At 71.1% G+C, this 20952-nt stretch carries 23 protein-coding genes; 14 read left to right on the top strand and 9 right to left on the bottom strand.

Annotation, left to right across the window (positions count from 1 at the left end):
• Positions 1-3 precede the first annotated feature (3 nt).
• The 3 genes from pstA to pstS are packed head-to-tail and all read right to left on the bottom strand — an operon-like array spanning position 4 to position 2975.
• Positions 4-876 carry a phosphate ABC transporter permease PstA gene (gene pstA / locus ACWCSU_RS41170; protein WP_357697246.1) on the bottom strand — a complete coding sequence of 291 codons (873 nt, stop codon included), beginning with the start codon at positions 874-876 and terminating at the stop codon, positions 4-6.
• Positions 873-1853, bottom strand: coding sequence for a phosphate ABC transporter permease subunit PstC (pstC, locus tag ACWCSU_RS41165; RefSeq protein WP_357697248.1), 981 nt, complete (start codon positions 1851-1853; stop codon positions 873-875). The genes pstA and pstC overlap by 4 nt, the downstream gene beginning before the upstream one ends.
• A 6-nt stretch (positions 1854-1859) precedes the next feature.
• Positions 1860-2975, bottom strand: a complete 1116-nt coding sequence (pstS, locus tag ACWCSU_RS41160; protein ID WP_357697250.1) for a phosphate ABC transporter substrate-binding protein PstS — start codon at positions 2973-2975, stop codon at positions 1860-1862.
• A 137-nt stretch (positions 2976-3112) separates the two neighbouring features.
• Between pstS and ACWCSU_RS41155 the strand changes: the two genes are divergently transcribed.
• From ACWCSU_RS41155 to ACWCSU_RS41145, 3 genes are all read left to right on the top strand, one after another.
• Positions 3113-3586, top strand: coding sequence for a low molecular weight protein-tyrosine-phosphatase (locus ACWCSU_RS41155; RefSeq protein ID WP_357697252.1), 474 nt, complete (start codon positions 3113-3115; stop codon positions 3584-3586).
• Entirely contained in the window at positions 3573-4358 is a 786-nt protein-coding gene (locus tag ACWCSU_RS41150) for a fructosamine kinase family protein (RefSeq protein WP_449942081.1), read from the top strand. Before ACWCSU_RS41155 ends, ACWCSU_RS41150 begins: the two co-directional genes overlap by 14 nt.
• Positions 4359-4522: 164 nt before the next feature.
• The gene (locus ACWCSU_RS41145; RefSeq protein ID WP_357697256.1) at positions 4523-4894 is read left to right on the top strand and encodes an Rv3235 family protein; all 372 of its coding nucleotides are present in this window, start codon (positions 4523-4525) and stop codon (positions 4892-4894) included.
• A gap of 18 nt (positions 4895-4912) precedes the next feature.
• On the opposite strand, the gene hisN is transcribed toward ACWCSU_RS41145, so the two are convergent.
• Positions 4913-5746, bottom strand: a complete 834-nt coding sequence (hisN, locus tag ACWCSU_RS41140; protein ID WP_449942080.1) for a histidinol-phosphatase — start codon at positions 5744-5746, stop codon at positions 4913-4915.
• Between the two features lie 53 nt (positions 5747-5799).
• Here hisN and ACWCSU_RS41135 point away from each other — a divergent pair, with 53 nt between their 5' ends.
• Positions 5800-6255 carry a DUF4442 domain-containing protein gene (locus ACWCSU_RS41135; protein WP_449942079.1) on the top strand — a complete coding sequence of 152 codons (456 nt, stop codon included), beginning with the start codon at positions 5800-5802 and terminating at the stop codon, positions 6253-6255.
• A 12-nt stretch (positions 6256-6267) separates the two neighbouring features.
• Here the strand turns inward: ACWCSU_RS41135 and rsgA are convergent, their stop codons facing one another.
• From rsgA to ACWCSU_RS41120, 3 genes are all read right to left on the bottom strand, one after another.
• Positions 6268-7299, bottom strand: a complete 1032-nt coding sequence (rsgA, locus tag ACWCSU_RS41130; protein WP_357697764.1) for a ribosome small subunit-dependent GTPase A — start codon at positions 7297-7299, stop codon at positions 6268-6270.
• A 94-nt stretch (positions 7300-7393) separates the two neighbouring features.
• On the bottom strand, positions 7394-8668 hold the full coding sequence (gene aroA / locus ACWCSU_RS41125) for a 3-phosphoshikimate 1-carboxyvinyltransferase (RefSeq protein WP_357697260.1): 1275 nt from the start codon (positions 8666-8668) through the stop codon (positions 7394-7396).
• 72 nt (positions 8669-8740) lie between these two features.
• Positions 8741-9772, bottom strand: coding sequence for an NAD(P)-dependent alcohol dehydrogenase (locus ACWCSU_RS41120; protein WP_449942078.1), 1032 nt, complete (start codon positions 9770-9772; stop codon positions 8741-8743).
• Positions 9773-9834: 62 nt separating this feature from the next.
• On the opposite strand from ACWCSU_RS41120, the gene ACWCSU_RS41115 reads away from it, so the two are divergent.
• Entirely contained in the window at positions 9835-10578 is a 744-nt protein-coding gene (locus ACWCSU_RS41115; protein ID WP_364085585.1) for an SOS response-associated peptidase, read from the top strand.
• Between the two features lie 156 nt (positions 10579-10734).
• Positions 10735-11067: a TraR/DksA family transcriptional regulator gene (locus ACWCSU_RS41110; protein ID WP_357697266.1), complete on the top strand. Its 333-nt coding sequence runs from the start codon at positions 10735-10737 to the stop codon at positions 11065-11067.
• A gap of 96 nt (positions 11068-11163) precedes the next feature.
• Here the strand turns inward: ACWCSU_RS41110 and ACWCSU_RS41105 are convergent, their stop codons facing one another.
• Entirely contained in the window at positions 11164-11904 is a 741-nt protein-coding gene (locus tag ACWCSU_RS41105; RefSeq protein ID WP_357697268.1) for a class I SAM-dependent methyltransferase, read from the bottom strand.
• A 234-nt stretch (positions 11905-12138) separates the two neighbouring features.
• Between ACWCSU_RS41105 and ACWCSU_RS41100 the strand changes: the two genes are divergently transcribed.
• From ACWCSU_RS41100 to ACWCSU_RS41070, 7 genes are all read left to right on the top strand, one after another.
• Positions 12139-12744, top strand: coding sequence for a sigma-70 family RNA polymerase sigma factor (locus tag ACWCSU_RS41100; protein ID WP_357697269.1), 606 nt, complete (start codon positions 12139-12141; stop codon positions 12742-12744).
• Complete coding sequence (gene rsrA / locus ACWCSU_RS41095) at positions 12741-13007, top strand: mycothiol system anti-sigma-R factor (protein WP_357697271.1); 267 nt, start codon at positions 12741-12743, stop codon at positions 13005-13007. The genes ACWCSU_RS41100 and rsrA overlap by 4 nt, the downstream gene beginning before the upstream one ends.
• Before the next feature lie 10 nt (positions 13008-13017).
• Positions 13018-13956 (top strand): NAD-dependent epimerase/dehydratase family protein, encoded by a 939-nt coding sequence (locus ACWCSU_RS41090; protein WP_357697273.1) that lies wholly within the window; start codon positions 13018-13020, stop codon positions 13954-13956.
• Between the two features lie 225 nt (positions 13957-14181).
• Positions 14182-15537, top strand: a complete 1356-nt coding sequence (locus ACWCSU_RS41085; protein WP_357697275.1) for an HD-GYP domain-containing protein — start codon at positions 14182-14184, stop codon at positions 15535-15537.
• Positions 15534-16832 carry an HD-GYP domain-containing protein gene (locus tag ACWCSU_RS41080; RefSeq protein WP_357697277.1) on the top strand — a complete coding sequence of 433 codons (1299 nt, stop codon included), beginning with the start codon at positions 15534-15536 and terminating at the stop codon, positions 16830-16832. Before ACWCSU_RS41085 ends, ACWCSU_RS41080 begins: the two co-directional genes overlap by 4 nt.
• 101 nt (positions 16833-16933) lie before the next feature.
• Positions 16934-18313, top strand: coding sequence for an acetyl-CoA carboxylase biotin carboxylase subunit (locus ACWCSU_RS41075; protein WP_449942077.1), 1380 nt, complete (start codon positions 16934-16936; stop codon positions 18311-18313).
• 42 nt (positions 18314-18355) lie between these two features.
• Positions 18356-18568, top strand: a complete 213-nt coding sequence (locus ACWCSU_RS41070) for a biotin/lipoyl-binding carrier protein (RefSeq protein ID WP_357697281.1) — start codon at positions 18356-18358, stop codon at positions 18566-18568.
• Here ACWCSU_RS41070 and ACWCSU_RS41065 read toward each other — a convergent pair.
• Positions 18558-18941, bottom strand: a complete 384-nt coding sequence (locus tag ACWCSU_RS41065; RefSeq protein WP_357697283.1) for a thioesterase family protein — start codon at positions 18939-18941, stop codon at positions 18558-18560. The genes ACWCSU_RS41070 and ACWCSU_RS41065 overlap by 11 nt on opposite strands.
• 239 nt (positions 18942-19180) lie before the next feature.
• Here ACWCSU_RS41065 and ACWCSU_RS41060 point away from each other — a divergent pair, with 239 nt between their 5' ends.
• A complete protein-coding gene (locus ACWCSU_RS41060; RefSeq protein WP_449942076.1) occupies positions 19181-20950 on the top strand; it encodes a serine/threonine protein kinase in 1770 nt (589 codons plus the stop codon).
• Positions 20951-20952 lie beyond the last annotated feature (2 nt).

Genomic DNA, 20952 nt, shown 5'->3' with positions numbered 1-20952 from the left:
CCCCTATCGGCCCCTGGCGGGCCTGCGCCACCAGGCGATCAGGCGCGCCACCAGGTTGAGCAGCATGACGATCAGGATCAGCGTGAGGGCTCCGGCCCAGGCGCGGTCGATGGCGGTGTCGTTGGGACGGGCCGCCTGGTCGAAGACGAAGAGAGGAAGGCCCATCTGCGGCCCGCTGAACGGATCGTTGTTGATGGAGTCGGTGAAGAACACCGTGAGCAGCAGCGGCGCGGTCTCGCCGGCCACGCGGGCGACGGCCAGCATGACGCCGGTGACGATGCCGGTGAACGCGGTCGGCAGCACGACCTTCAGGATCGTGCGCCACTTGGCCACGCCCAGCGCGTACGACGCCTCCCGCAGGTCGTTGGGCACCAGCCGGAGCATTTCCTCGGCCGATCTGACCACGGTCGGCATCATCAGGATCGACAGCGCGAGCGCGCCGGCGAAGCCGGAGAACGGGTTGCCCAGGAAGAGCACCCAGAAGGCGAGGATGAACAGGCCGGAAACGACTGAAGGGACGCCGGTCATGACGTCCACGAAGAAGCTGATGGCCCGGCTCAGCCGGCCGCCGTGGCCGTACTCGACCAGGTAGATGGCGGTGAACAGGCCGATCGGGACCGAGATGAGCGAGGCCAGCAGGACCTGCTCCAACGTGCCGATGATGGCGTGGTAGGCGCCGCCGCCGACGTCGCGGGCGCCGATGTTCCGCATCGAGTGGGTGAGGAACTCCAGGTCGAAGCGGGGCAGGCCGTTCGAGATCACCAGCCAGAGGACCGAGATGAGCGGCACCACGGCCAGCGCGAACGCCAGATAGACCAGCCCCTGGACGAACCTGTCCTTGATCCGGCGGCTGGTTGAGATGTGCTGGATGGTCATGCCCCTACCGCCCTGAACTCCTTGCGCCGGTTGATCACCATGCGTGCGCCCATGTTGACCAGCAGCGTGATGACGAACAGCACCAGACCGGAGGCGATCAGCGCACCCCGGCCGACCTGCGTGGCCTCGCCGAAGCCGTTGGCGATGTTGGCCGCGATGCTGTTGGCGTGCGGGGTGAGGATCTCGAAGCTGATGTCGAAGGTGGCGGGGAAGATCAGCGCGACCGCGATGGTCTCGCCCATCGCGCGGCCGAGGCCGAGCATGGCGGCGCTGATGACGCCCGGGCGGCCGAACGGCAGCACGGCCATCCTGATCATTTCCCAGCGGGTGGCGCCGAGCGCCAGGGCCGCCTCCTCGTTCATCTTCGGTGCCTGGAGGAAGACCTCGCGCGAGATGGCCGCGATGATCGGCAGGATCATGATCGCCAGGACGATGCCGCCGGCGAGCATGGTCTTGCCGCCGATGGCCCCTTCGCCGGAGAACAGCGGGAACCAGCCGAGGTTCTCGTTGAGCCACTGCGACGGCGTGCGCAGCAGCGGCACCAGGAACGTCACGCCCCACAGGCCGTAGACGACGCTGGGCACGGCGGCCAGCAGGTCGACCAGGTAGCCGAGCGGCCCGGCCAGGCGGCGGGGCGCGTAGTGGGAGATGAACAGCGCCACGCCCACCGCGATGGGGGTGGCGATGACCAGCGCGATCGCCGAGCTGAGGACGGTGCCGAAGGCCAGCGCGCCGATGCCGAACACCTGGCTGCCGTTGGGCTCCCAGATCAGGTCGGTGAAGAAGTTGCCCTTGTTCGCCTGCAGGGCCGGGACGGCCTCGCTGATGAGGAAGACGGCGATGGCCGCCATGATCCCCAGCAGCAGGACGCCGGCACCGGTGGAGACGAACTTGAAGGGGCCTTCACCATGGCTGCGCCGCGAGGCGGACCGGCCCGTGGCCGGCCCGCCCCCACGGGTACGAACGTTGGTCGTCATGTTCTGCTAGGAGATCGCGCCGACGGCGGTGCGGACCTTGGTGAGCAGCTCGCCCGCGAGCGGGGCGTAGCCGAGCTCCTTCAGCGCGGCCTGGCCCTCGTCGCTGGAGGTGTAGGTGAGGAACTCCTTGACGATCTTCGCCTGCTCGGGCGCGAGGCCCTTCTCGCAGGTGATCTCGTACGTCACCAGCACGATCGGGTACGCGCCCGCGGTCTTGGTGGCGTAGTCGATGCTCAGCTTCAGGTCGTTGCCGGTGCCGGTGATCTCGGCGGTCTCGACCGTCTTGGCCGCGCTGTCGGCGGTCAGCTCGACGAACTCGCCGGAGCCGTTGGCGACCTTGGCCTTGCTGAGCTGGGAGTTCTCGGCGAAGGAGAGCTCGACGTAGCCGATGGAGCCCTCGGTGCTCTTGACGCTGGCCGCGACCTGGTCGGAGCCCTTGGCGCCCTGGCCCTTGGCCTCGGCGGGCCACGCCTTGGCGGGCTCGTACGGCCAGCCGGCGGTCGCCTTGAGGAACTTGGTGAAGTTGTCGCTGGTGCCCGACTCGTCCGAGCGGTGGAAGGCCGAGATCGGCGTCGACGGGAGCTTGGCGTCGGGGTTGTCGGCCTTGATGGCCGCGTCGTCCCACTTGGTGATCTTGCTGTCGAAGATGCCGCCGATGGTCTTGGGCGACAGCTGCAGGCCGTCCACGCCGGGGACGTTGTAGACCACCGCGACCGGGCCGGTCACCATCGGGATGTTGATGGCCTTGCCGGTCTTGCACCGGGCGTCGGCCTGGGCGGGCTCGCCCTTGTCGTCCTTGAGGGCGGAGTCGGAACCCGCGAAGTCGACCGTGCCCGCGATGAACGACTGCACACCGGCACCCGAACCGCTCGGCTGGTAGTTCAGGCTCACGCCCGAGTTCTTGGCCTGGAAGTCCTTCTTCCACTGGTCGATCGCGTTGGCCTGGGCCGAGGAGCCGGCGGCGTTGATGGTGCCGCTCAGGCCGTTGTCGTTGCCCGCGGCGGGTGCGCTGGCGGCGGTGGTGCCGTTCGTGCTCCCCGAGCTGTTGTTGTCTGTGCCGCACGCAGCGAGCGAGAGCGCGCCGACGACGGCGACGGCGGCGAGCCGGCCTGCATACTTCACGGTTGGGTTCCCCTCACTTGGTCCTTAGTCGTCCATGAAGTTATGCAGGCAAAGTGACTCAGACCCCCCAACAAGGGTGAACGTTCGGTGAACGCGCCTGGTCATCTCCATCAATTTGACCAGGGAAGATGGGATCCATGAGCTATCGCGTGTGTCTCGTGTGCATGGGGAACATCTGTCGTTCACCGATGGCCGAGGTGGTGCTCCGGCGCACCCTGGACGAGCACGGGCTCGGCGGCCGGGTCGTCGTCGAGAGCGCGGGCACCGGCGGCTGGCACGTCGGCGACCCGATGGACGAGCGGGCTCTGGGCATCCTGGCCGAGCACGGCTACGACGGCGCCGCCCATCGCGCCAGGCAGTTCACCGAGGACTGGTTCGACCGCTACGACCTGGTGCTGGCGATGGACCGGGACAACGCGGCCAACCTGCGCCGGCTGGCGCCCGGCGGGGTCGAGGTGCGCCTGTTCCGCTCGTTCGACGCCGGCGCGCCGGACGGCGCCGAGGTGCCCGACCCCTATTACGGTGGCCGCGAGGGCTTCGAGGAGGTGCTGACCATGCTGGAGACGGCCTCGGAGGGCGTGGCCGGGCACATCGCCGATGAGATCGACTGAGGACCTCGGCTCCTCCCACGGTTGGCGGCTGCTCAGAGGCGTGCTGCCGGACGGGCGGGAGGTGTTCGCCAAGCTCGGCGCGGCCTCCGACGTGTTCGCCTCCGAGGCCGCCGGGCTGCGCTGGCTGGGTGAGGCGATCACCGTGCCCGAGGTCGTGGAGGTGGGCCCGGACCGGCTGGTGTTGTCGTGGGTGCCGCAGGAGGCGCCCACGGCGGCGGCGGCCGTGCGGTTCGGCGGAGACCTGGCCCGTCTGCATCGCGCCGGGGCCGACGGGTTCGGCGCGCCCTGGCCGGGATTCATCGCCGAGCTGCCCATGGACAACTCGCCGGACGGCGACTGGCCCTCCTTCTACGCGACCCGGCGGGTGTTGCCGTTCCTGCGCCTGGCGCGGCTGCCGTCCCGGGACGCGGCGCTGGTGGAGCGGGCCGTGGAACGGTTCGCCGAGGTGGCCGGGCCGCCCGAGCCGCCGGCCCGCGTCCACGGGGACCTGTGGAGCGGGAACGTGTTGTGGTCCGGCGGCACGGGGGTGCTCGTCGATCCGGCGGCCCACGGCGGGCATCGGGAGACGGATCTGGCCATGCTCGCCCTGTTCGGGCTGCCGTACCTGGATCAGGTGATGGGGGGCTACCGGGAGGAGTTCCCGCTCGCGGCGGGGTGGCGGGAGCGGGTGCCGCTGCACCAGTTGCATCCGCTGCTGGTGCACGTGGTCCTGTACGGAGGTTCCTACCGCGATTCACTGATGAATGCGGTCGCCAGGGTGTTGTCGCTGTGAACAACCGATAAAGAAATAGGGGATCCAGCTCGAGGAAGCCTTCTTCGCCCAAGCGGATGAAAGAGGACGATGGCCGGGTAAAGTTGGCGGATTTCGTATCCGGCGGCCCCGGCCGGAAACTCATTAAGGCGTTTCCTTCTTCCCCCTGAGTCATTGGAGGACGCATGGCGGACGACCTCACCCACGGCGCACTGGCCCTGACCCCGCTGGTCTGGGGGCCGCCCGGGGCCCGGCCCGACGAGCGCAGGCTGCGTCAGCTCGGGCAGGCGCTGGCCGAGGTGCTGACCGGCCGCCGTCCGCCGGAGTCGGTGGCCGACCGGCTCACCGGCCGGGCCTACCGCGACCTCGTCAGGGCCGGGCGGATGATCTCCGCCGAGCGGCCGCCGTTCGTCGGGAGCCCGCACGTCAAGGAGCCCAGGGAAGGGGCCGTGGAGATGTGCCTGCTGGTGCATTGCGGTGAACGCAGCCACGTTCTGGCCGTACGGCTGGAGCGGCACGGACACCAATGGTTGTGCACCGACTTCGAGACGGCCTGAGGGCGGGGCCGCCCCGGCTCAGGAGATGATCGTGGTGCCGTTGAGGCGGTTGAGGACCTCGTCGTGGAGGGCGCCGTTGGTGCAGACCAGGCTGCCGCCCTCCAGCCCGCGCACGCCGGCGAGGTCGGTCCACACGCCGCCGGCCTCCTCGACGATCACGGTCAGGGCCGCCATGTCCCAGGGGGACAGTTCCGGCTCGGCGGACACGTCGGCCGAGCCCTCGGCGACCATCATGTGCGACCAGAAGTCGCCGTATGCGCGGGTGCGCCAGCAGGCGCGGCCGAGGTCGAGGAAGTTGTCCAGCTTGCCGAGCTTCTCCCAGCCGCCGAAGCTGGAGTAGGAGAAGGAGGCGTCCTCCAGCCTGGCGACCGAGGAGACGTTCATCCTGGTGGCCTTCGCCAGGCTCCTGCCGGTCCACGCGCCGCCGCCGGTCGCCGCCCACCAGCGCCGGCCGAGCGCGGGGGCCGACACCAGGCCGACGACGACCTTGCCGTACTCCATGAGCGCGATCAGGGTGGCCCAGACGGGCACGCCGCGCACGTAGTTCTTGGTGCCGTCGATGGGGTCGATGATCCACGACCGGGCTCCCCACCCGGTCTTGCCGAACTCCTCGCCCACCACCGCGTCGCGGGGCCGGGCGCGGCGCAGCGTGCCGCGGATGGCCTCCTCGACGGCGCGGTCGGCGTCGCTGACCGGCGTCAGGTCGGGCTTGGTCTCGACCTTGAGGTCGACCGCCTTGAACCGCCGCATGGTCAGGTCGTCGGCGGCGTCCGCCATGACGTGAGCGAGGCGTAGATCGTCGTTGTAACCCTGCACGGTCAGCCACGCTATCGCGTCAGTCGTGCCGGACATCAGTCACCGGCGCCCTTTTCTGGTAACTCCCTTTTCACCTACTGACCAGTAACATGTCTCCTATGTCCATTGATGTAGGTGCCTTCCTCCTCGAAACCGTTCCATTCGCCCGTACGTTGGGGATCGTGTTCGACTCGGTCGAGGACGGCCGGGCGGAGTGCCGGCTGCCGGACCGGCCCGAGCTGCACAACCACGTGGCCGGGCCGCACGCGGGCACGCTGTTCACCCTGGCCGAGTCGGCGTCGGGGGCGGCGGTGCTGTCCAGGTTCGGCGACCAGCTCAGCCGGAGCGTGCCGCTGCCCACGACGGCGACCATCGAGTTCCGGAAGGTGGCCCTGGGGGAGGTGCGGGCCGAGGCGCGGGTGGCGGCCACCAGGGAGGAGGTCGTCGCGAAGCTGGACGCCGGTGAGCGCCCGGTCTTCGACGTGCTGGTCGACGTGCGGGACGCGGCCGGCACCCTGGTCACCGGCCTGACCGTCACCTGGACCCTGCGCCCCAACCGCCCCTGAACCCGCCGGGGGTCAGGCGGCCGGCTCGTCGGGGGCGCCCTCGCGGCTGGACAGCAGGCGGCGCAGCGACTCCAGGCGGGCCGGGTCGGCGTTGCCCTCGGCCGCCCAGGCGTCGAGCGCGCACCCGTCGCCGAGATGGGTGCAGCCCTTCGGGCAGGTGACCGTGCCCTCGACCAGGTCGGGGAAGGCGGCCAGCACGGTCTCGACCGACACGTGGGCCAGGCCGAAACTGCGCACCCCCGGCGTGTCGATGATCCAGCCGCCCTCGGGCAGCTCCAGCGCGACGGCCGAGGTGGAGGTGTGACGGCCGCGGCCGGTGACCGCGTTGACGTGCGAGACCGCGCGGTTGGCGTCGGGCACCAGGGCGTTGACCAGGGTGGACTTGCCCACGCCCGAATGGCCCACCAGCACGCTGATGCGGCCGGCCAGATGCTCGCGCAGCTCGTCGAGCGAGCCGCCCTTGTGGACCACGATGTGCGGCACGCCCAGCGGCTCGTACAGGGCGACCAGCTCGTCCGGCGGGGCGAGGTCGGACTTGGTGAGGCAGAGCAGCGCGTCGATCTCGGCGTCGAACGCCGCCACCAGGATCCGGTCGATCATCCGGGGCCGGGGCGGCGGGTCGGCCAGCGCGGTGACGATCACGAGCTGGTCGGCGTTGGCCACGACCGGGCGCTCGATGCCGTCGGTGTCGTCGGTGTCGTCGGCCGAGCGGCGCAACATCGAGGTGCGCGGTTCCACCCGGACCACCCTGGCCAGCGTGTCGGGGCGGCCCGACACGTCGCCCACCAGGGCCACCCGGTCGCCGACCACGATGCCCTTGCGGCCCAGCTCGCGGGCCTTCATGGCGACCACCAGCCGGCGCTGCTGCTGCTTGCGTTTGTGGCCGCGCTCGGGCTCGACCAGGGTCGTGTAGCGGCCCCGGTCGACGGCGACCACGAAGCCCTCCACGGCGTCCTCGTGCGCGGGACGGATGCGGGTGCGCGGGCGCGAGCCCTTGCCCGGCCTGACCCGTACGTCGTCCTCGTCGTACTCCCGCTTTCTCAGCGGTCCGCTCCCATGCGCTCGCTTCCTCTCACCATGCCGGACCCTCCTGCGAAGTGCCCCCGCCGCCTGCCGCGAAACGCCCGATCACCGCTGCTCATCGGGACTCCAGCATGGCCGCCCACATCTGGACGAACTCGGGCAGCGTCTTGGCGGTCGTCGCGATGTTCTCCACCTCGACGCCCGGCACCGCGAGGCCGATCACGGCGCCGGCCGTGGCCATGCGGTGGTCGTCGTAGCTGTGGAACACGCCGCCGTGCAGCGGGCGCGGGCGGATGAGCAGGCCGTCGGCCGTCTCCTCGACGTCGCCGCCGAGTGCGTTGATCTCGGTGGCCAGCGCGGCCAGCCGGTCGGTCTCGTGGCCGCGCAGGTGGCCGATGCCGCGGATGCGGCTCGGCGTGGTGGCCAGGGCGGCCAGCGCGGCGATCGTGGGGGTCAGCTCGCCCACCTCGTGCAGGTCGGCGTCGAGGCCCTTGACCTCGCCCGTGCCGGTGACGACCAGGTCGTCGCCGTCGCGGGTCACCGTGGCGCCCATGGTGGTGAGCAGGCCGCGCAGCGCGTCGCCCGGCTGGGTGGTCTCCGGTGGCCAGCCGGGGACGGTGACCGTGCCGCCCGTGACCAGCGCGGCGGCCAGGAAGGGGGCCGCGTTGGACAGGTCGGGCTCGACCGTCATGTCCCTGGCCGCGATCGGGCCCGGCTCGACCCGCCACACGTCGCGCTCGGCGTCGTCGACCCTGACCCCGGCCTCCCGCAGCATGTGCACGGTCATCTCGATGTGCGGCTGGGACGGCACCGGCGGGCCGACGTGGCGGATCGTGACGCCCTTCTCGAACCGCGCCGCTGTCAGCATCAGCCCCGAGACGAACTGCGAGGAGCCGGAGGCGTCGATCGTGACCTCGCCGCCGGTCAGCGGCCCGCTGATCGTGAACGGGAGCGCGTCGTTGTCGATGCGTGCCCCCAGCGCGCGCAGGGCGTCGAGGATCGGGCCCATCGGACGCCTGCGGGCGTAGGGGTCGCCGTCGAAGAAGACCGGCCCGTCGGCCAGCGCCGCCATCGGCGGGACGAACCGCATGACCGTGCCCGCCAGACCGGCGTCGATGCGGGCGCCGCCGCTGACCGGGCCCGGCGTCACCTCCCAGTCGACCGCGTCGGTGGTCTCGCGCACGGCCGTCAGCGTGGCGCCCAGCGCGCGCAGGGCCGAGACCATGAGGTCGGCGTCGCGGCTGCGCAGCGCCTGGCGCACGACGCCCGGACCGTCGGCCAGCGCGGCCAGCAGCAGCGCGCGGTTGGTGACGGACTTGGAGCCGGGCAGGCGGACGGAGGCGTTGACGGGGGTGGCGGCCGTCGGCGCGGGCCAGTGCTGAGCGGGCATGTCCAAAGCCTACTGGGCCTGGTACGGCGCGTTCACAGCCTGTGGACAACGCGTCGTCCCGTGTTCGAGGGATCACGGGGTCAGGACCGCGCGCCCCTCGATCGCGCCGGACTCCAGCTCGGACAGCACCGACGCGGCCTCGGCCAGCGGCCAGCGTTCCACCCGAGCCCTGATCCGCCCCTGGCGGGCCAGCGCGAGCACCTCGTGCAGGTCGCGCCGCGTCCCGGCGTACGGTTTGACGACCGCGGCGCCCCACGGCAGGCCCTGGGGCGGGCTCGCCGCCGGGAACGCCAGCGTCCCGCCCGCCAGGCCCACCACCACGACCTGCCCGTACGAGGACACCGCCGCCGCGGCCAGCGACAGCGTCGGCCCGGCGCCCACGAAGTCGAGCACCACGTCCGCGCCCACCCCCTTGGTCAGCTCCAGGACGCGCCCGGCCGCGTCGCCGTCCGACAGGACGGTCTCGTCGGCGCCGTAGCCCCCGGCGGCGGCCAGCCTGGCCGGATCGAGGTCCACGGCGACGATCCTGCTGCCCGTGACCGCCCGCAGGATCTGCACCGCCATGTGCCCGAGCCCGCCCACCCCGATCACCACCGCGGTCGCGGCCGGCGTGAGCAGCGCGCGGCACCTGTCGATCGCGTGGTACGGCGTCAGCCCCGCGTCCGCCAGCGGCGCCGCCTCCACCGGGTCGAGCCCGCCGAGCGGCACCAGCGAACGCGCCGGGGCCACCATGTACTCGGCCATCGCCCCGGGGAACCCCAGCCCGGGGCCGGGCACGAGACCGCGCGGGAACCGTTCGCAGGCGTTCTCGGCCCCCTCGGCGCACCGGCGGCACACCCCGCAGCCCCACACGATGTACCCGACGACGCCCTGGCCGACCTCCCATCCGCGCACGTCGGCCCCCAGCTCCGCCACCGTGCCCGCGGGCTCGTGCCCGAGCGTCATCGGGTACGGCAGCCCCGAGGCGGCGTGCAGCAGGTGCAGGTCCGAATGGCACACGCCGCACCCGGCCACGCGCAGCAGCACCTGGCCGGGTCCGGGGGAGGGCACGTCGACGTCGGTCAGCTCGGCTCTGCCGGGCTCGACGAGCTGGTAAGCCTTCACGCGAGCACGCCTACCCCGTCCGGCGGGGCCGGAAGCGAACACACGTATGGCAATGTGGGGACATGTGCGGTAGATACGCCTCGGCGCGCAAGAAGCACGAGTTGCTGGAGGAGTTCCAGGTCGAGCTCGACGGCGAGCCCGACAAGGAGCTGGGCGCGGACTTCAACGTCGCCCCCACCAAGAACGTCTACGCGGTCATGAGCCGGACGTCCAAGGAGGACGAGCACGCGGTCCGGCAGCTCAGGATCGTCAAGTGGGGCCTGGTGCCCGTCTGGGCCAAGGACCCGTCGATCGGCTCCCGGCTGATCAACGCCAGGGCCGAGACGCTGGCCGAGAAGCCGTCGTTCCGGCAGGCGTTCGCCAAGCGCAGGTGCCTGATCCCGGCCGACGGCTACTTCGAGTGGATGGCCGTCGAGGGCGAGAAGAAGAAGCAGCCGTACTTCATCCACCCCGAGGACGGCGGCGTGCTGGCCATGGCCGGCCTGTACGAGTTCTGGAAGGACCGTACGCGCGACGACGACGACCCGCTCAAGTGGCTGGTGACCTGCACGGTCATCACGACGGACGCGGAGGACCACCTCGGCCGCATCCACGACAGGATGCCCATGATGATCGAGCGCGACCGCTGGGCCGACTGGCTCGACCCGGGTCTGACCGACACCGACCGCGCCTCGCGTCTCCTGGTGCCCGCGGAGGCCGGGAGGCTGGCGGCATATCCCGTTTCCACTGATGTCAATAATGTCCGGAACAATGGACCGGATCTCATCAAACCGCTGCCCGACGGGGAAGAAGCCGGCCTTTTCTAAAGGTGTAAGAAGCAGGGTAAGTGGGCATTCGGTGAGGAAAGCGATGCAACCGTTCACTCGGTGTCACCGCTCTGACATGCCCCTAATTGCGCCGGGCGGGACAACCGGGGAGTCCTCGCCGCGGCCTTCCCCCTTTTCACCCGGAGGTGCGGATTCGTGGACGTCGCGACCGCTCGTAGGCGGCTCGAAGACATGCTCGTGGAGCTGGACCGTTCGATCGGGGTCCTTCGGGGCGATCCCGTCGCGATCCGTGAACGCTCGGCGGCCGACGCGGGCTCCGACCTCACCGACGCCGACCGCGCGCAGGCCATGCTCACCGCGGCGACCGCGCAGCGCCGCGCGGTGACCGAGGCGATCACCCGCCTGGACGAAGGCGCGTACGGCAGGTGTGTCGACTGCGACAAGCCGGTGCCCGAGGGCCGGCTGGAGGCCCGCCCGGAGGCCGCCCGCTGCGTACAGTGCCAGGGAAGACGCGAACGCCGCCGCTGACCGCCCGGACGCCGAACCGGCGGGCGGGAGCCGCGCGGGCGGGAGCCGAAGGCCGCCGGACACGAAGAACGGCGGCCCCCGGGACCGGCCGGCGGCTCAGCTCTTGCGGGCGCTGGCCACCAGGTGAATCCCGACCGTGTCGTCGTCGTCGGGATGGGCGTCGAGCTCGGTGCGCACGAGCCAGGTCAGCGACCGCCCGTCGGACCCGAGCACGTGGTCGACCGTGGACGGCGACAACACCGTGCGCGGCCGCATCCACTCCACCTCCAGCCCGGCCCCCATCAGCAGCTCCCGGAGCTGACCGCTGCTGAAGCAGCGCGTGATGCTGCCGTCGGGCCAGGGCACCAGCATGACCTCGCCGGTCTGCCGCAGATGCTGCCACTGCTCCTGCTCGGCCAGGATCGCCATGCCGAGCACCAGCGAGTCGACGCACACCAGCGCCCGCCCGCCCGGACGCAGCACCCTGGCCACGTCGCTCATCGCCGACTCGGCCATGAGCTCGATCGACATCGCGCGTTCCTCGGCGAGCACGGCGTCGACGCTCTCATCGGGAAGAAACGCCAGATCATCGGCGCGTACGTGCCGAACCCGGTCGGCGTCCCGCAAACGGGACTGCGCGTCCACGGTCCGGCGGAAGTCGAGCACCTCGATCACCCGGTGTCCCGCCCTCGCGGCCTGGCCGGACCAGCGTCCGCGGCCGCCGGACAGATCCAGGATCACCGATGGTTCGCCGGGGAGCCATCGGTTCAGTTGCTCGGCGGCGACGGCGCGGTAGAAGGTCCAGTACGGCCCGAGCGTCCCAGAGCCGTTCAGTTCCTCGGCCGGAATGGGCAGCACACGCGACTCCTGAGTTCCGGAAAAAGGGCTACCAGCCGGTACGTATTGACGTTCCCCGCACCGGGTCCTCTGTACCTTCTATCTTGCGGGAACAGACAAGGGCGCGGGCGTGTTGCGACGAGCATGCTCACATTGGAAAGACCGCGCCCCGATGACCAGGAGGTCATCGGCCAGCGGGTATTCTCCCCTGAGTACGGTGTACCGCCACAGCCGGCCACCGGTGATCTTAGGGGGGTGGGTCCGGTGCCCGCGACAGGCGCGGAGACTCTGGAGCAGCGCAGCGAGCGGTTCGAGCGCGACGTCATGCCGTATCTCGAACAGCTCTACTCCGCCGCGCTCCGGATGACCCGGAATCCAGCGGACGCGGAGGACCTGCTTCAGGAGACCTTCGCCAAGGCGTTCGCGTCGTTCCACCAGTTCCAGGAGGGCACGAACCTCAAGGCGTGGCTCTACCGGATCCTGACGAACACGTTCATCAACAGCTACCGCAAGAAGCAGCGTGAGCCCAAGCAGTCCGGCACCGAGGAGATCGAGGACTGGCAGCTCGCGCGGGCCGAGTCCCACACCTCCACCGGGCTGAAGTCGGCCGAGGTCGAGGCGCTCGAACACCTCCCCGACGGCGACATCAAGCAGGCGCTCGCGGCACTGCCGGAAGAGTTCAGGATCGCCGTCTACCTCGCCGACGTCGAAGGCTTCCCCTACAAGGAGATCGCCGACATCATGGGCACTCCCATCGGCACCGTGATGTCCAGGCTGCATCGGGGACGCAGGCAGCTCCGGGGCCTCCTTGAGGACTACGCCCGCGAGCGCGGCCTGGTCCCCTCGGAGGGAACGAAATGAGCTGTGGCAACCCGCACGACACCGACTGTCGCGAGGTGCTGGACAAGGTCTACGCCTATCTCGACGGCGAGCTGACCGACCATGACGTCTCCGACATCCGGGTGCACCTCGACGAGTGCAGCCCGTGCCTGAAGGAGTACGACCTCGACAAGGCCGTCAAGGCGCTCGTGGCCAAGCACTGCGGTTGCGACCCCGTCCCCGCCGATCTGCGTTCCAAGGTGCTGGCGCGGATCGAGCAGGTGAGGTCGGAGCTGGCCGACTAGGATTCACGCCATGCGCGTCCTAGTCACCGGTGGTGCCGGTTTCATCGGGTCGAATCTCGTCGACCGCCTGCTCGCGGACGGACACGAGGTCGTCGCCGTAGACGACCTGTCCTCCGGCAGCAGGGACAACCTGGTCAACGCGGCCGAGAGCGACCGTTTCAGCCTGCACGTGCTCGACGTGCGCGACCCGGCGATCATCGGGCTGGCGGCCGAGCTGCGGCCCGAGGTCATCTGCCACCTGGCCGCCCAGATCAGCGTGCGCAAGAGCGTGGCCGACCCCGTCCACGACGCCCGGCTCAACGTCGAGGGCACCGCTTCGGTGCTCACGGCGGCCAAGGAGGGCACCACGCGCAAGGTGGTGTTCGCCTCCTCCGTGGCGGTCTACGGCCGGCCGTCCACGATCCCCGTGCCGGGCGACGCGCCCACCGACCCGCGCTCGCCGTACGCGGCCTCCAAGCTGAGCGCCGAGACCTACCTGGCGACCTTCCGAGCCCTCTACGGCCTGGAGTACACCACGCTGGTGCTCTCCAACGTCTACGGCCCGCGCCAGTCGCCCGACGGCGAGGCCGGCGTCGTGTCGATCTTCACCGACGCCCTGCTCAACGGCACCCCCACCGTCCTCTACGGCGACGGCACCCAGACCCGCGACTACGTCTACGTCGACGACGTGGTCGACGGCTTCGTCCGGGCCTGCGGCAGCGACGGCAACGGCCGCCGGTTCAACCTCGGCACCGGCATCCAGACCACCGACAGGCGCCTGCACTCGCTGATCGCCGACGCGGCCGGAGCCCACGACAAGCCGGGGTTCGCGCCGCCGCGCGTCGGCGACCTGCCCGCGATGGCCGTCGACCCGGTGCCCGCCCACGAGGGGCTGCGCTGGGAGCCGCGCACCGACCTGCCGACCGGTGTCAAGAGCACCGTGGCCTGGGCGCGGAGTCGCGCCAGGTAGTTGCTTGATTACACTTTGCTTGCGATTTCCCGCTCGGCCCGTACGGTGACGTCCTCTTCTGTAGCGTGAACTCCAGAAGTCGACGTGGAGGCATGTGGGATGTTGAAGGACAGGTTCACCTGGTTGCTCGCCGCCGTCATCGTGGTCGCCTCGACGGTGGTCCTGGCCGGTATCGGCGCGCTTCCGCCAGGGGTGTCCTGGACCTGACCGCAGTAGGGGGCGGCAATGCGTGACCTGCCCTGGCCCGCGAGGGTCTACCTGGTCGCCGTGATCGCGGCGGCGGCCGCTCTCATCGGGCACAGCGCGATCGTCTCCGGCCCGCTCGTGGCGCCGGAGAATCTCGACATCCTGCTGGTGCTCGCGCTGCTCTTCCTGGTGTGCGAGTCGATGCCGACGCTGCTCAACGTCGAGCAGTTCGCGGTGTCGGTGAGCTTCTCGGCGTCGCTGGCCGCGGTCGTGCTGATCGGGCCGGAGGGTGCGGCGGTCGTGGGGCTCACCGCGGCGGTCAGCGTGCGGCCGGGGCTGCCGTTGATCAAACGGCTGTTCAACGGCGCCCAGTTCGCCGTCTGCGGTTACGCCTCCGGCTGGGTCTACGAGTGGCTGCACGGCACGATCGGGGTGCCGCGGGTCAACGAGTTCGACAGCCTCATCGGCCCCTACGCCGCCGCGACCGCCGTCTTCGTGCCGCTCAACATCGTGCTCACGCTGACCATGATCAGCCTGGCGACCAGCGTGCGGGCCACGGAGGTGCCGCTGCGCGGCATGGTGCAGTTCCTGCTGTCCTACCTCGGTTACGGCACGTTCGGGCTGCTGGTGGCCGGGCTGTGGGCGACCGTGCAGTCGATCTCGGCGGTGCTCGTCCTGATGCCGCTGTTCGTGGCCCGCTGGGCGTTCGGCCAGTACCACGCCCAGCAGCGCTCGTACGACGCCACCATCGCCGCGCTCTGCCAGGCCGTCGAGACCAAGGACTACTACACACGGGGCCACTGCACGCGTGTCTCGCTCGCCTCCAGCATGATCGCCCAGGAGATCGGCATGGGCCTCGAACGCGTGCGCGCCATCCGCTACGCCGGCATGCTCCACGACGTGGGCAAGCTCGGCGTGCCCACGAAGGTGCTGCAGAAGGACGGGCCGCTCACCGAGGGGGAGCTCGCCGCGATCCAGCTCCATCCGATGCGCGGGCTGGAGATCGTCCGCGGCATCGGCTTCCTCGACGAGGCCTACGCCGGGATCATGCACCACCACGAGCGCCACGACGGCACCGGCTACCCGATGGGCCTGGCCGGCGACGAGATCCCCGAGTTCGCCAAGGTGATCGCGGTGGCCGACGCGTTCGACTCGATGACCTCCGACCGCTCCTACCGGGGGGCGCGTCCGGTCGAGGTGGCCGTGGAGGAGCTGCGCAAGTGCTCCGGCACGCACTTCGACCCGATCATGGTGGCCGCGTTCATCAAGGCGCTGGAACGTAATCCGTGGCAGCCGCCGCGCCGGGTCGAGGCGCCGCCGCCCGACGCCGCCGAGGCCACGATCAAGGACCACGACGACCCGACGATGCCCATCCAGGTCGTGAGCGGGCCATGACCACCACCGAGCGCGTCCGGCGCGCCGACAGGGCGCAGGCCACCGTCCTGCGCAGGCTCGACTCCGGCCAGTTGCTGCTGATCTGCGCGGCCGGCCTGGTCGCCGTCGCGGGGGTGGCGCACACGGCGGCCGTCGGGCTCGACCGTCCCGAGATCGCCATCGGGTTCGGCGCGTTGATCGCGGTGGGCGAGCTGGCCCGGCTGACCATGCCGGGCAACAGGGAGGTCGCGCCCATCGGCGCCGCCGCGGCGCTCGGCTACACCCTGCTGCTCGACCTCAGCCAGAACCAGTTGCGCCACTCCGCGTTGCAGGTCGTGGCCGTGATCGCGGCGGGGATGGTCGCCGGCGCGCTGCCCCACCTGGCCGTCGGCCGGCCGCCGCGGCTCGACGCGATGGCCCGCCGCCTGCTCACCGGCGCGCTGCTGGCCTTCGCCTTCCGCCCGCTGGCCGACCCGCTCTACCAGCTCACCAAGCCGCCGCCGGGCGCCCACACCTGGTGGCCGGCGCTCGTCGTGATGGTCTCGCTGATCACGGTGACGCTGCTGGTCGACGTGCTGATCGCCGCGCTGCTGCGGGCCGAGCGGCTGCGCACGGCGTTCCGGGTGGCGGTGCGCGACGAGATCAACATGGCGTTCCCGCTGGGCGCCGCCGTGGCCGCCTCCGGCGTGCTGCTCGCGCTCGCCACGCACAGCATGGACCTGGTGGCCCTGCTGGTCTTCGCCGCGCCGCTGCTGGTGACGCAGGTGGCCTTCCGCAAGTACGCCGGCATTCGCGCCACCTACCTGCAGACCGTCCGCGCCCTGTCGCGGGTCACCGAGGTCGGCGGCTACGTCGAGCCCGGCCACTCCCGCAGGGTCTCCCGCCTGGCCGTGGCGGTCGGCCGGGAGCTGGGCATGGCCGAGCCCGAGCTGCTGGAGCTGGAGTACGCCGCCCTCATGCACGACATCGGCCAGCTCTCGCTGCGCGACCCCATCCCGGGGGGCGCGACCGTGCTCGCCGATCCGGAGCAGGCGCGGCGCATCGCCGAGCTGGGGGCCGAGGTGATCAGGCAGACGGGCGTGCTCGACCGGGTGGCCGAGGTGGTCCGCAGGCAGTGCGACGAGATCGCCGACGACCCGCCGCTGTCCAGCCGCATCATCAGGGTCGCCAACGCCTACGACGACCTGGTGGGGCCGTCCACCGATCGCGACCGGGCGGGGGCGGCGCTGGAGCGCATCAGGCTCACGGCGGGCAGCGCGTACGACGCCGCCGCGCTCGACGCCCTGACCCGGGTGGTCGGCAGAGGCCGCATCTAGCTGAATCGCCCGGTTTTGTGGGGTTCCTACAGATCATGCTCTGTTGATCGGTGCGCCCGGGGGAAAGGGGACGAGCCGACGGCGGTCATAGGGTTGTCCGCGTGACTGCTGAGACGCTCGGGCCCGTTCTGATCGCCAACCGCGGGGAGATCGCGCGGCGGATCATCCGCACGGTCAGGCGGATGGGGTTGCGGGCCGTCGCCGTCCATTCCGAGGCCGACGCCGGGCTGCCGTTCGTGCGCGAGGCCGACGAGGCGGTGCTGATCGGCCCGGCCGACCCCGCGCAGAGCTACCTCGACCCCGCCAGGCTCCTGGAGGCGGCCCGTGCCACGGGAGCGGGGGCGGTTCACCCCGGTTACGGCTTCCTGTCGGAGAACGCCGCGTTCGCGCGGGCGGTGATCGAGGCCAGGCTGGTGTGGATCGGGCCGTCGCCGGAGTGCATCGACCGTATGGGCGACAAGATCAACGCCAGGAACCTCATGGAGGAGGCGGGCGTGCCCGTCGCCGCGGGCACCAGGGAACCGGTCACCGACCTGGTCGCCGCGCTCGACGCGGCCGAGCTGATCGGCTACCCGGTCATGGTCAAGACCGCCGGCGGCGGTGGCGGGATCGGCATGAGCGTGGCCCGCGACGACGCCGGGCTGGCCAAGGCGTTCGAGCAGGCGGCCAGGGCGGCGGCCAGGTTCGCCGCGGCGGCCGCGGCGGGCGGCGCGGGTGACGCGCTGGCCGGGCCCGCTGTCCTGCTGGAGCGCTACGTCGAACGCGCCCGCCACGTCGAGGTGCAGATCCTCGGCCTGCCCGACGGCCGGGTGCTGGCCCTGGGCGAGCGCGACTGCTCGGTGCAGCGCCGCCACCAGAAGGTCGTCGAGGAGTCGCCGTCCCCCGGCATCGGCCCCGAGCTGCGCGAACGCATGCTGGCCGCAGCCGTGCGGGCCGGCGAGGCCGTCGGCTACGTCGGCGCGGGCACGGTCGAGTGCCTGGTCGACGCCGACGCCCAGGACTTCGTGTTCCTGGAGATGAACACCAGGCTCCAGGTCGAGCACCCGGTCACGGAGCTGGTCACCGGCCTCGACCTGGTGGAGTTGCAGCTGCGCGTGGCCGCGGGGGAGAGCCCGGAGATCACGGTGGCGCCCACCGGGCACGCGATCGAGTTCCGGGTCTACGCCGAGGACCCCAAGCGCTTCCTCCCCGGGCCCGGCCGGATCACCACCTGGGACGAGCCCGCCGGCGACGGCGTCCGCGTCGACTCCGGCTACGAGGTGGGCAACACGGTGAGCATGTACTACGACCCGCTGATGGCCAAGCTGTGCGTGGTCGGGGCCGACCGTACCGAGGCGCTGGAGCTGGGCCGCAAGGCGGTCGCGGAGTTCACCGTGGAGGGGCCGAAGAGCAATCTGCCCTTCTGCGCCGAGCTGCTGGAGAACCCGGCATTCGTCGCGGGAGACTACGACACAGGACTGGTCGGGCGAATGCGGGCTTGACCCTGTTGACATGGTTGGTGGCGTCGGAAGAGAGGAGCCCCGGTGGCTGAGGTGCGCGCCGAGATGGTGGCGAACGTGTGGAAGGTGGTCGTCCGGGAGGGCGAGGCGGTCTCCGAGGGCGACACGCTGGTCATCCTGGAGTCGATGAAGATGGAGATCCCCGTGCTCGCCGAGGACGGGGGCGTGGTGTCCCAGCTCCAGGTCGCCGAGGGCGACGTGATCCAGGAGGGCGATCTGATCGCCGTCATCGACTGACGCGGGCCAGGAACCTGGCGCGGTCGACGACCACTCGCTCGACCGTGCCCCTGCCCACCACCGTGCCCTGCAGGTCGCGGGCCTCGAAGGTGAAGACCAGCCGGCGGCCGTCCACCTCGGTGAGCTCGGCGGTGAGCTCGACGTGGGCGCCGAGGGGGCTGGCGGCCAGGTGTTCGAGCTCGACCCGGGTGCCGACCGACGTCTCGCCCTCGGCCAGCTGGGGGCGTACGGCCTCGACGGTGGCCCGTTCGGCCAGCGCGAGCAGTCTGGGCGTGGCCAGCACGGGCACGTCGCCGCTGCCGAACTTCTCGGCTGTGTCGGATCTCTCGACCATGGTGAGCAGTTGGGAGCGGAGTCCAGGTGAGAGCGTCATGGGAATCAGCCTACCCAGGGCGATTCTGATCTCCAGGAAACGCGGACAACAACGCCTATAAGGCTCCAGGATAGGGTTTGTACAGCTTGCGGCATTTGAGTGGCATATGGGACTCCTGAGACCGGTACACTCTCGGAGTTTCCGTGACCACGGTGTTACCTCACCGCGACAAAAGTTCGCTTTGTTGGAGAACCGCGGGGTGGGCGAGGTTACCGATGTAGGGGGGTAGCGGGGGAGTCATGGTTGCCCAAGGCACGACGCTGGCGGGGCGGTATCGGCTGGATACCCGCATCGGCGCCGGCGGCATGGGCGAGGTGTGGCGAGGCGAGGACATCGTGCTCGCCCGCACCGTCGCCGTCAAGGTGCTGCTCCCAGGCCGCATGGATGATCGCGGATTCGTCGCCCGCTTCCAGGGGGAAGCAAGGGCGATGGCCACGATCAACCATTCCGGCGTGGTGGACGTCTACGACTACGGGGTGAGCGGCGACACCGTCTACCTCGTGATGAAGTTCGTGGACGGGGAGCCGCTCGACCGGCTCCTGGCCCGGCTCGGCCGGATTCCGCCCCAGGCGGCCATGGAGCTCATCGCACAGGCCGCCTCGGCCCTGCAGGCGGTGCACGACCAGGGGATCGTGCACCGTGACGTCAAGCCGGGCAACCTGCTGGTGCAGCGTGACGGGACGCTGGTGCTGACCGACTTCGGCATCGCCCGTTCCGACCTGGCCAACCGGCTGACCGACGCCGGCATGGTGCTGGGCACGGCCGCCTACTGCGCGCCCGAGCAGGCCGAGGGCGCGCCCGTCACGCCGGCCGTGGACATCTACGCGCTCGGCGTGGTCGCCTACGAATGCCTGCTGGGTCAGCGGCCGTTCGACGGTGACAGCGCGGTCACGATCGCGCTCAAGCACATCCGGGAGGCGCCGCCGCCGCTGCCCGCCGACATCCCGGCGCCGATCCGGACGCTGGTGGAGGTGGCGCTGTCGAAGGACCCCGCCAGGCGGTTCCCGACGGCGAAGGCGATGAGCGAGGCGGCCCGCACGGCCGGGTCGGGCCAGGCGATCACGCCGGTGGCCGAGATCGCGCCGCCGGCCACGGGGGCCACGATGGCCCCGCCGCCCGAGTCGTACCAGACCGGCGCCTACCAGGCGGGCCAGTCCCCGCAGACGGGCGCCTATCAGCAGGGGCAGCCTTCGCAGACGGGCGCCTATCAGCAGGGGCAGCCCTCGCAGACCGGTGCCTACCAGCAGGGTCAGCCGCCCGCCTACCAGGGCGGGCAGCCGCCGGCCGGGGGTGGCGCGTTCCAGACGGGGACGCACCTGCCGGCGTCGGCGGAGGAGACCACCGCCGCCGTCGGCGAGCGCCGCCCGGGTGGCCGCCGCGCCGCCAAGGCGCCGCGCAGGACCGGCCTGGTCGTCGGGCTCACGGCCGCGGTGGTGCTCGGCGTGGGCGCCGGCGCGGTGGCGCTGACGGGCATGGTCCCCGGCACGCCGACGCCGACCTCGACCATCACCCACCAGGGCGACAGCGACGACGGCCCCACGCCGACGAAGAACGGCGGCAAGAAGCCCATCAAGCCCACGGCGACGCCTGCCACGAAGCCGCCCCTGCCGCCCACCACCAGACCGCCCACGCACCCTCCGAGCGAGGAGCCGTCGGAGCCCGAGGAGGAGCCGACGACCACGCCCACCACCACCCCGACCACCACGAAGGGACCGACCAAGACGCCGACGAGCACGCCGACGCCGACGGTCAAGAAGATCAAGGTGCCCGAGGTCGCCGGCCTGTCCTTCCTCAAGGGGCAGGAGATGATCGAGGCGGCGGGCCTTCAGGTCCACGTCCGCGACACCTCCGTGACCACCGACGACCCCGCCTGCCGCAAGATCACCAAGACGGTGCCGGCCGGTGGCACGGTGGTCCCGGAGACGAAGGTGATCACGCTCTACGTCATCGACGGCATCTGCACGACGCCGACGCCGTCGCCGACCCCCTCGGCCACGCCCAAGTCGTAGGG

The sequence above is a fragment of the Nonomuraea sp. NPDC001699 genome, from assembly GCF_053596455.1.
Note: the sequence above shows the minus strand (reverse complement) of the source record. Positions and strands in the feature narration are given on the sequence as shown.

Coding starts and splice junctions, on each gene's coding strand:
- pstA (WP_357697246.1), bottom strand. CDS start 876: ATGACCATCCAGCACATCTCAACCAGCCGCCGGATCAAGGACAGGTTC.
- pstC (WP_357697248.1), bottom strand. CDS start 1,853: ATGACGACCAACGTTCGTACCCGTGGGGGCGGGCCGGCCACGGGCCGG.
- ACWCSU_RS41155 (WP_357697252.1), top strand. CDS start 3,113: ATGAGCTATCGCGTGTGTCTCGTGTGCATGGGGAACATCTGTCGTTCA.
- ACWCSU_RS41150 (WP_449942081.1), top strand. CDS start 3,573: ATGAGATCGACTGAGGACCTCGGCTCCTCCCACGGTTGGCGGCTGCTC.
- ACWCSU_RS41145 (WP_357697256.1), top strand. CDS start 4,523: ATGGCGGACGACCTCACCCACGGCGCACTGGCCCTGACCCCGCTGGTC.
- hisN (WP_449942080.1), bottom strand. CDS start 5,746: ATGTCCGGCACGACTGACGCGATAGCGTGGCTGACCGTGCAGGGTTAC.
- ACWCSU_RS41135 (WP_449942079.1), top strand. CDS start 5,800: ATGTCTCCTATGTCCATTGATGTAGGTGCCTTCCTCCTCGAAACCGTT.
- aroA (WP_357697260.1), bottom strand. CDS start 8,668: ATGCCCGCTCAGCACTGGCCCGCGCCGACGGCCGCCACCCCCGTCAAC.
- ACWCSU_RS41115 (WP_364085585.1), top strand. CDS start 9,835: ATGTGCGGTAGATACGCCTCGGCGCGCAAGAAGCACGAGTTGCTGGAG.
- rsrA (WP_357697271.1), top strand. CDS start 12,741: ATGAGCTGTGGCAACCCGCACGACACCGACTGTCGCGAGGTGCTGGAC.
- ACWCSU_RS41090 (WP_357697273.1), top strand. CDS start 13,018: ATGCGCGTCCTAGTCACCGGTGGTGCCGGTTTCATCGGGTCGAATCTC.
- ACWCSU_RS41085 (WP_357697275.1), top strand. CDS start 14,182: ATGCGTGACCTGCCCTGGCCCGCGAGGGTCTACCTGGTCGCCGTGATC.
- ACWCSU_RS41080 (WP_357697277.1), top strand. CDS start 15,534: ATGACCACCACCGAGCGCGTCCGGCGCGCCGACAGGGCGCAGGCCACC.
- ACWCSU_RS41065 (WP_357697283.1), bottom strand. CDS start 18,941: ATGACGCTCTCACCTGGACTCCGCTCCCAACTGCTCACCATGGTCGAG.
- ACWCSU_RS41060 (WP_449942076.1), top strand. CDS start 19,181: ATGGTTGCCCAAGGCACGACGCTGGCGGGGCGGTATCGGCTGGATACC.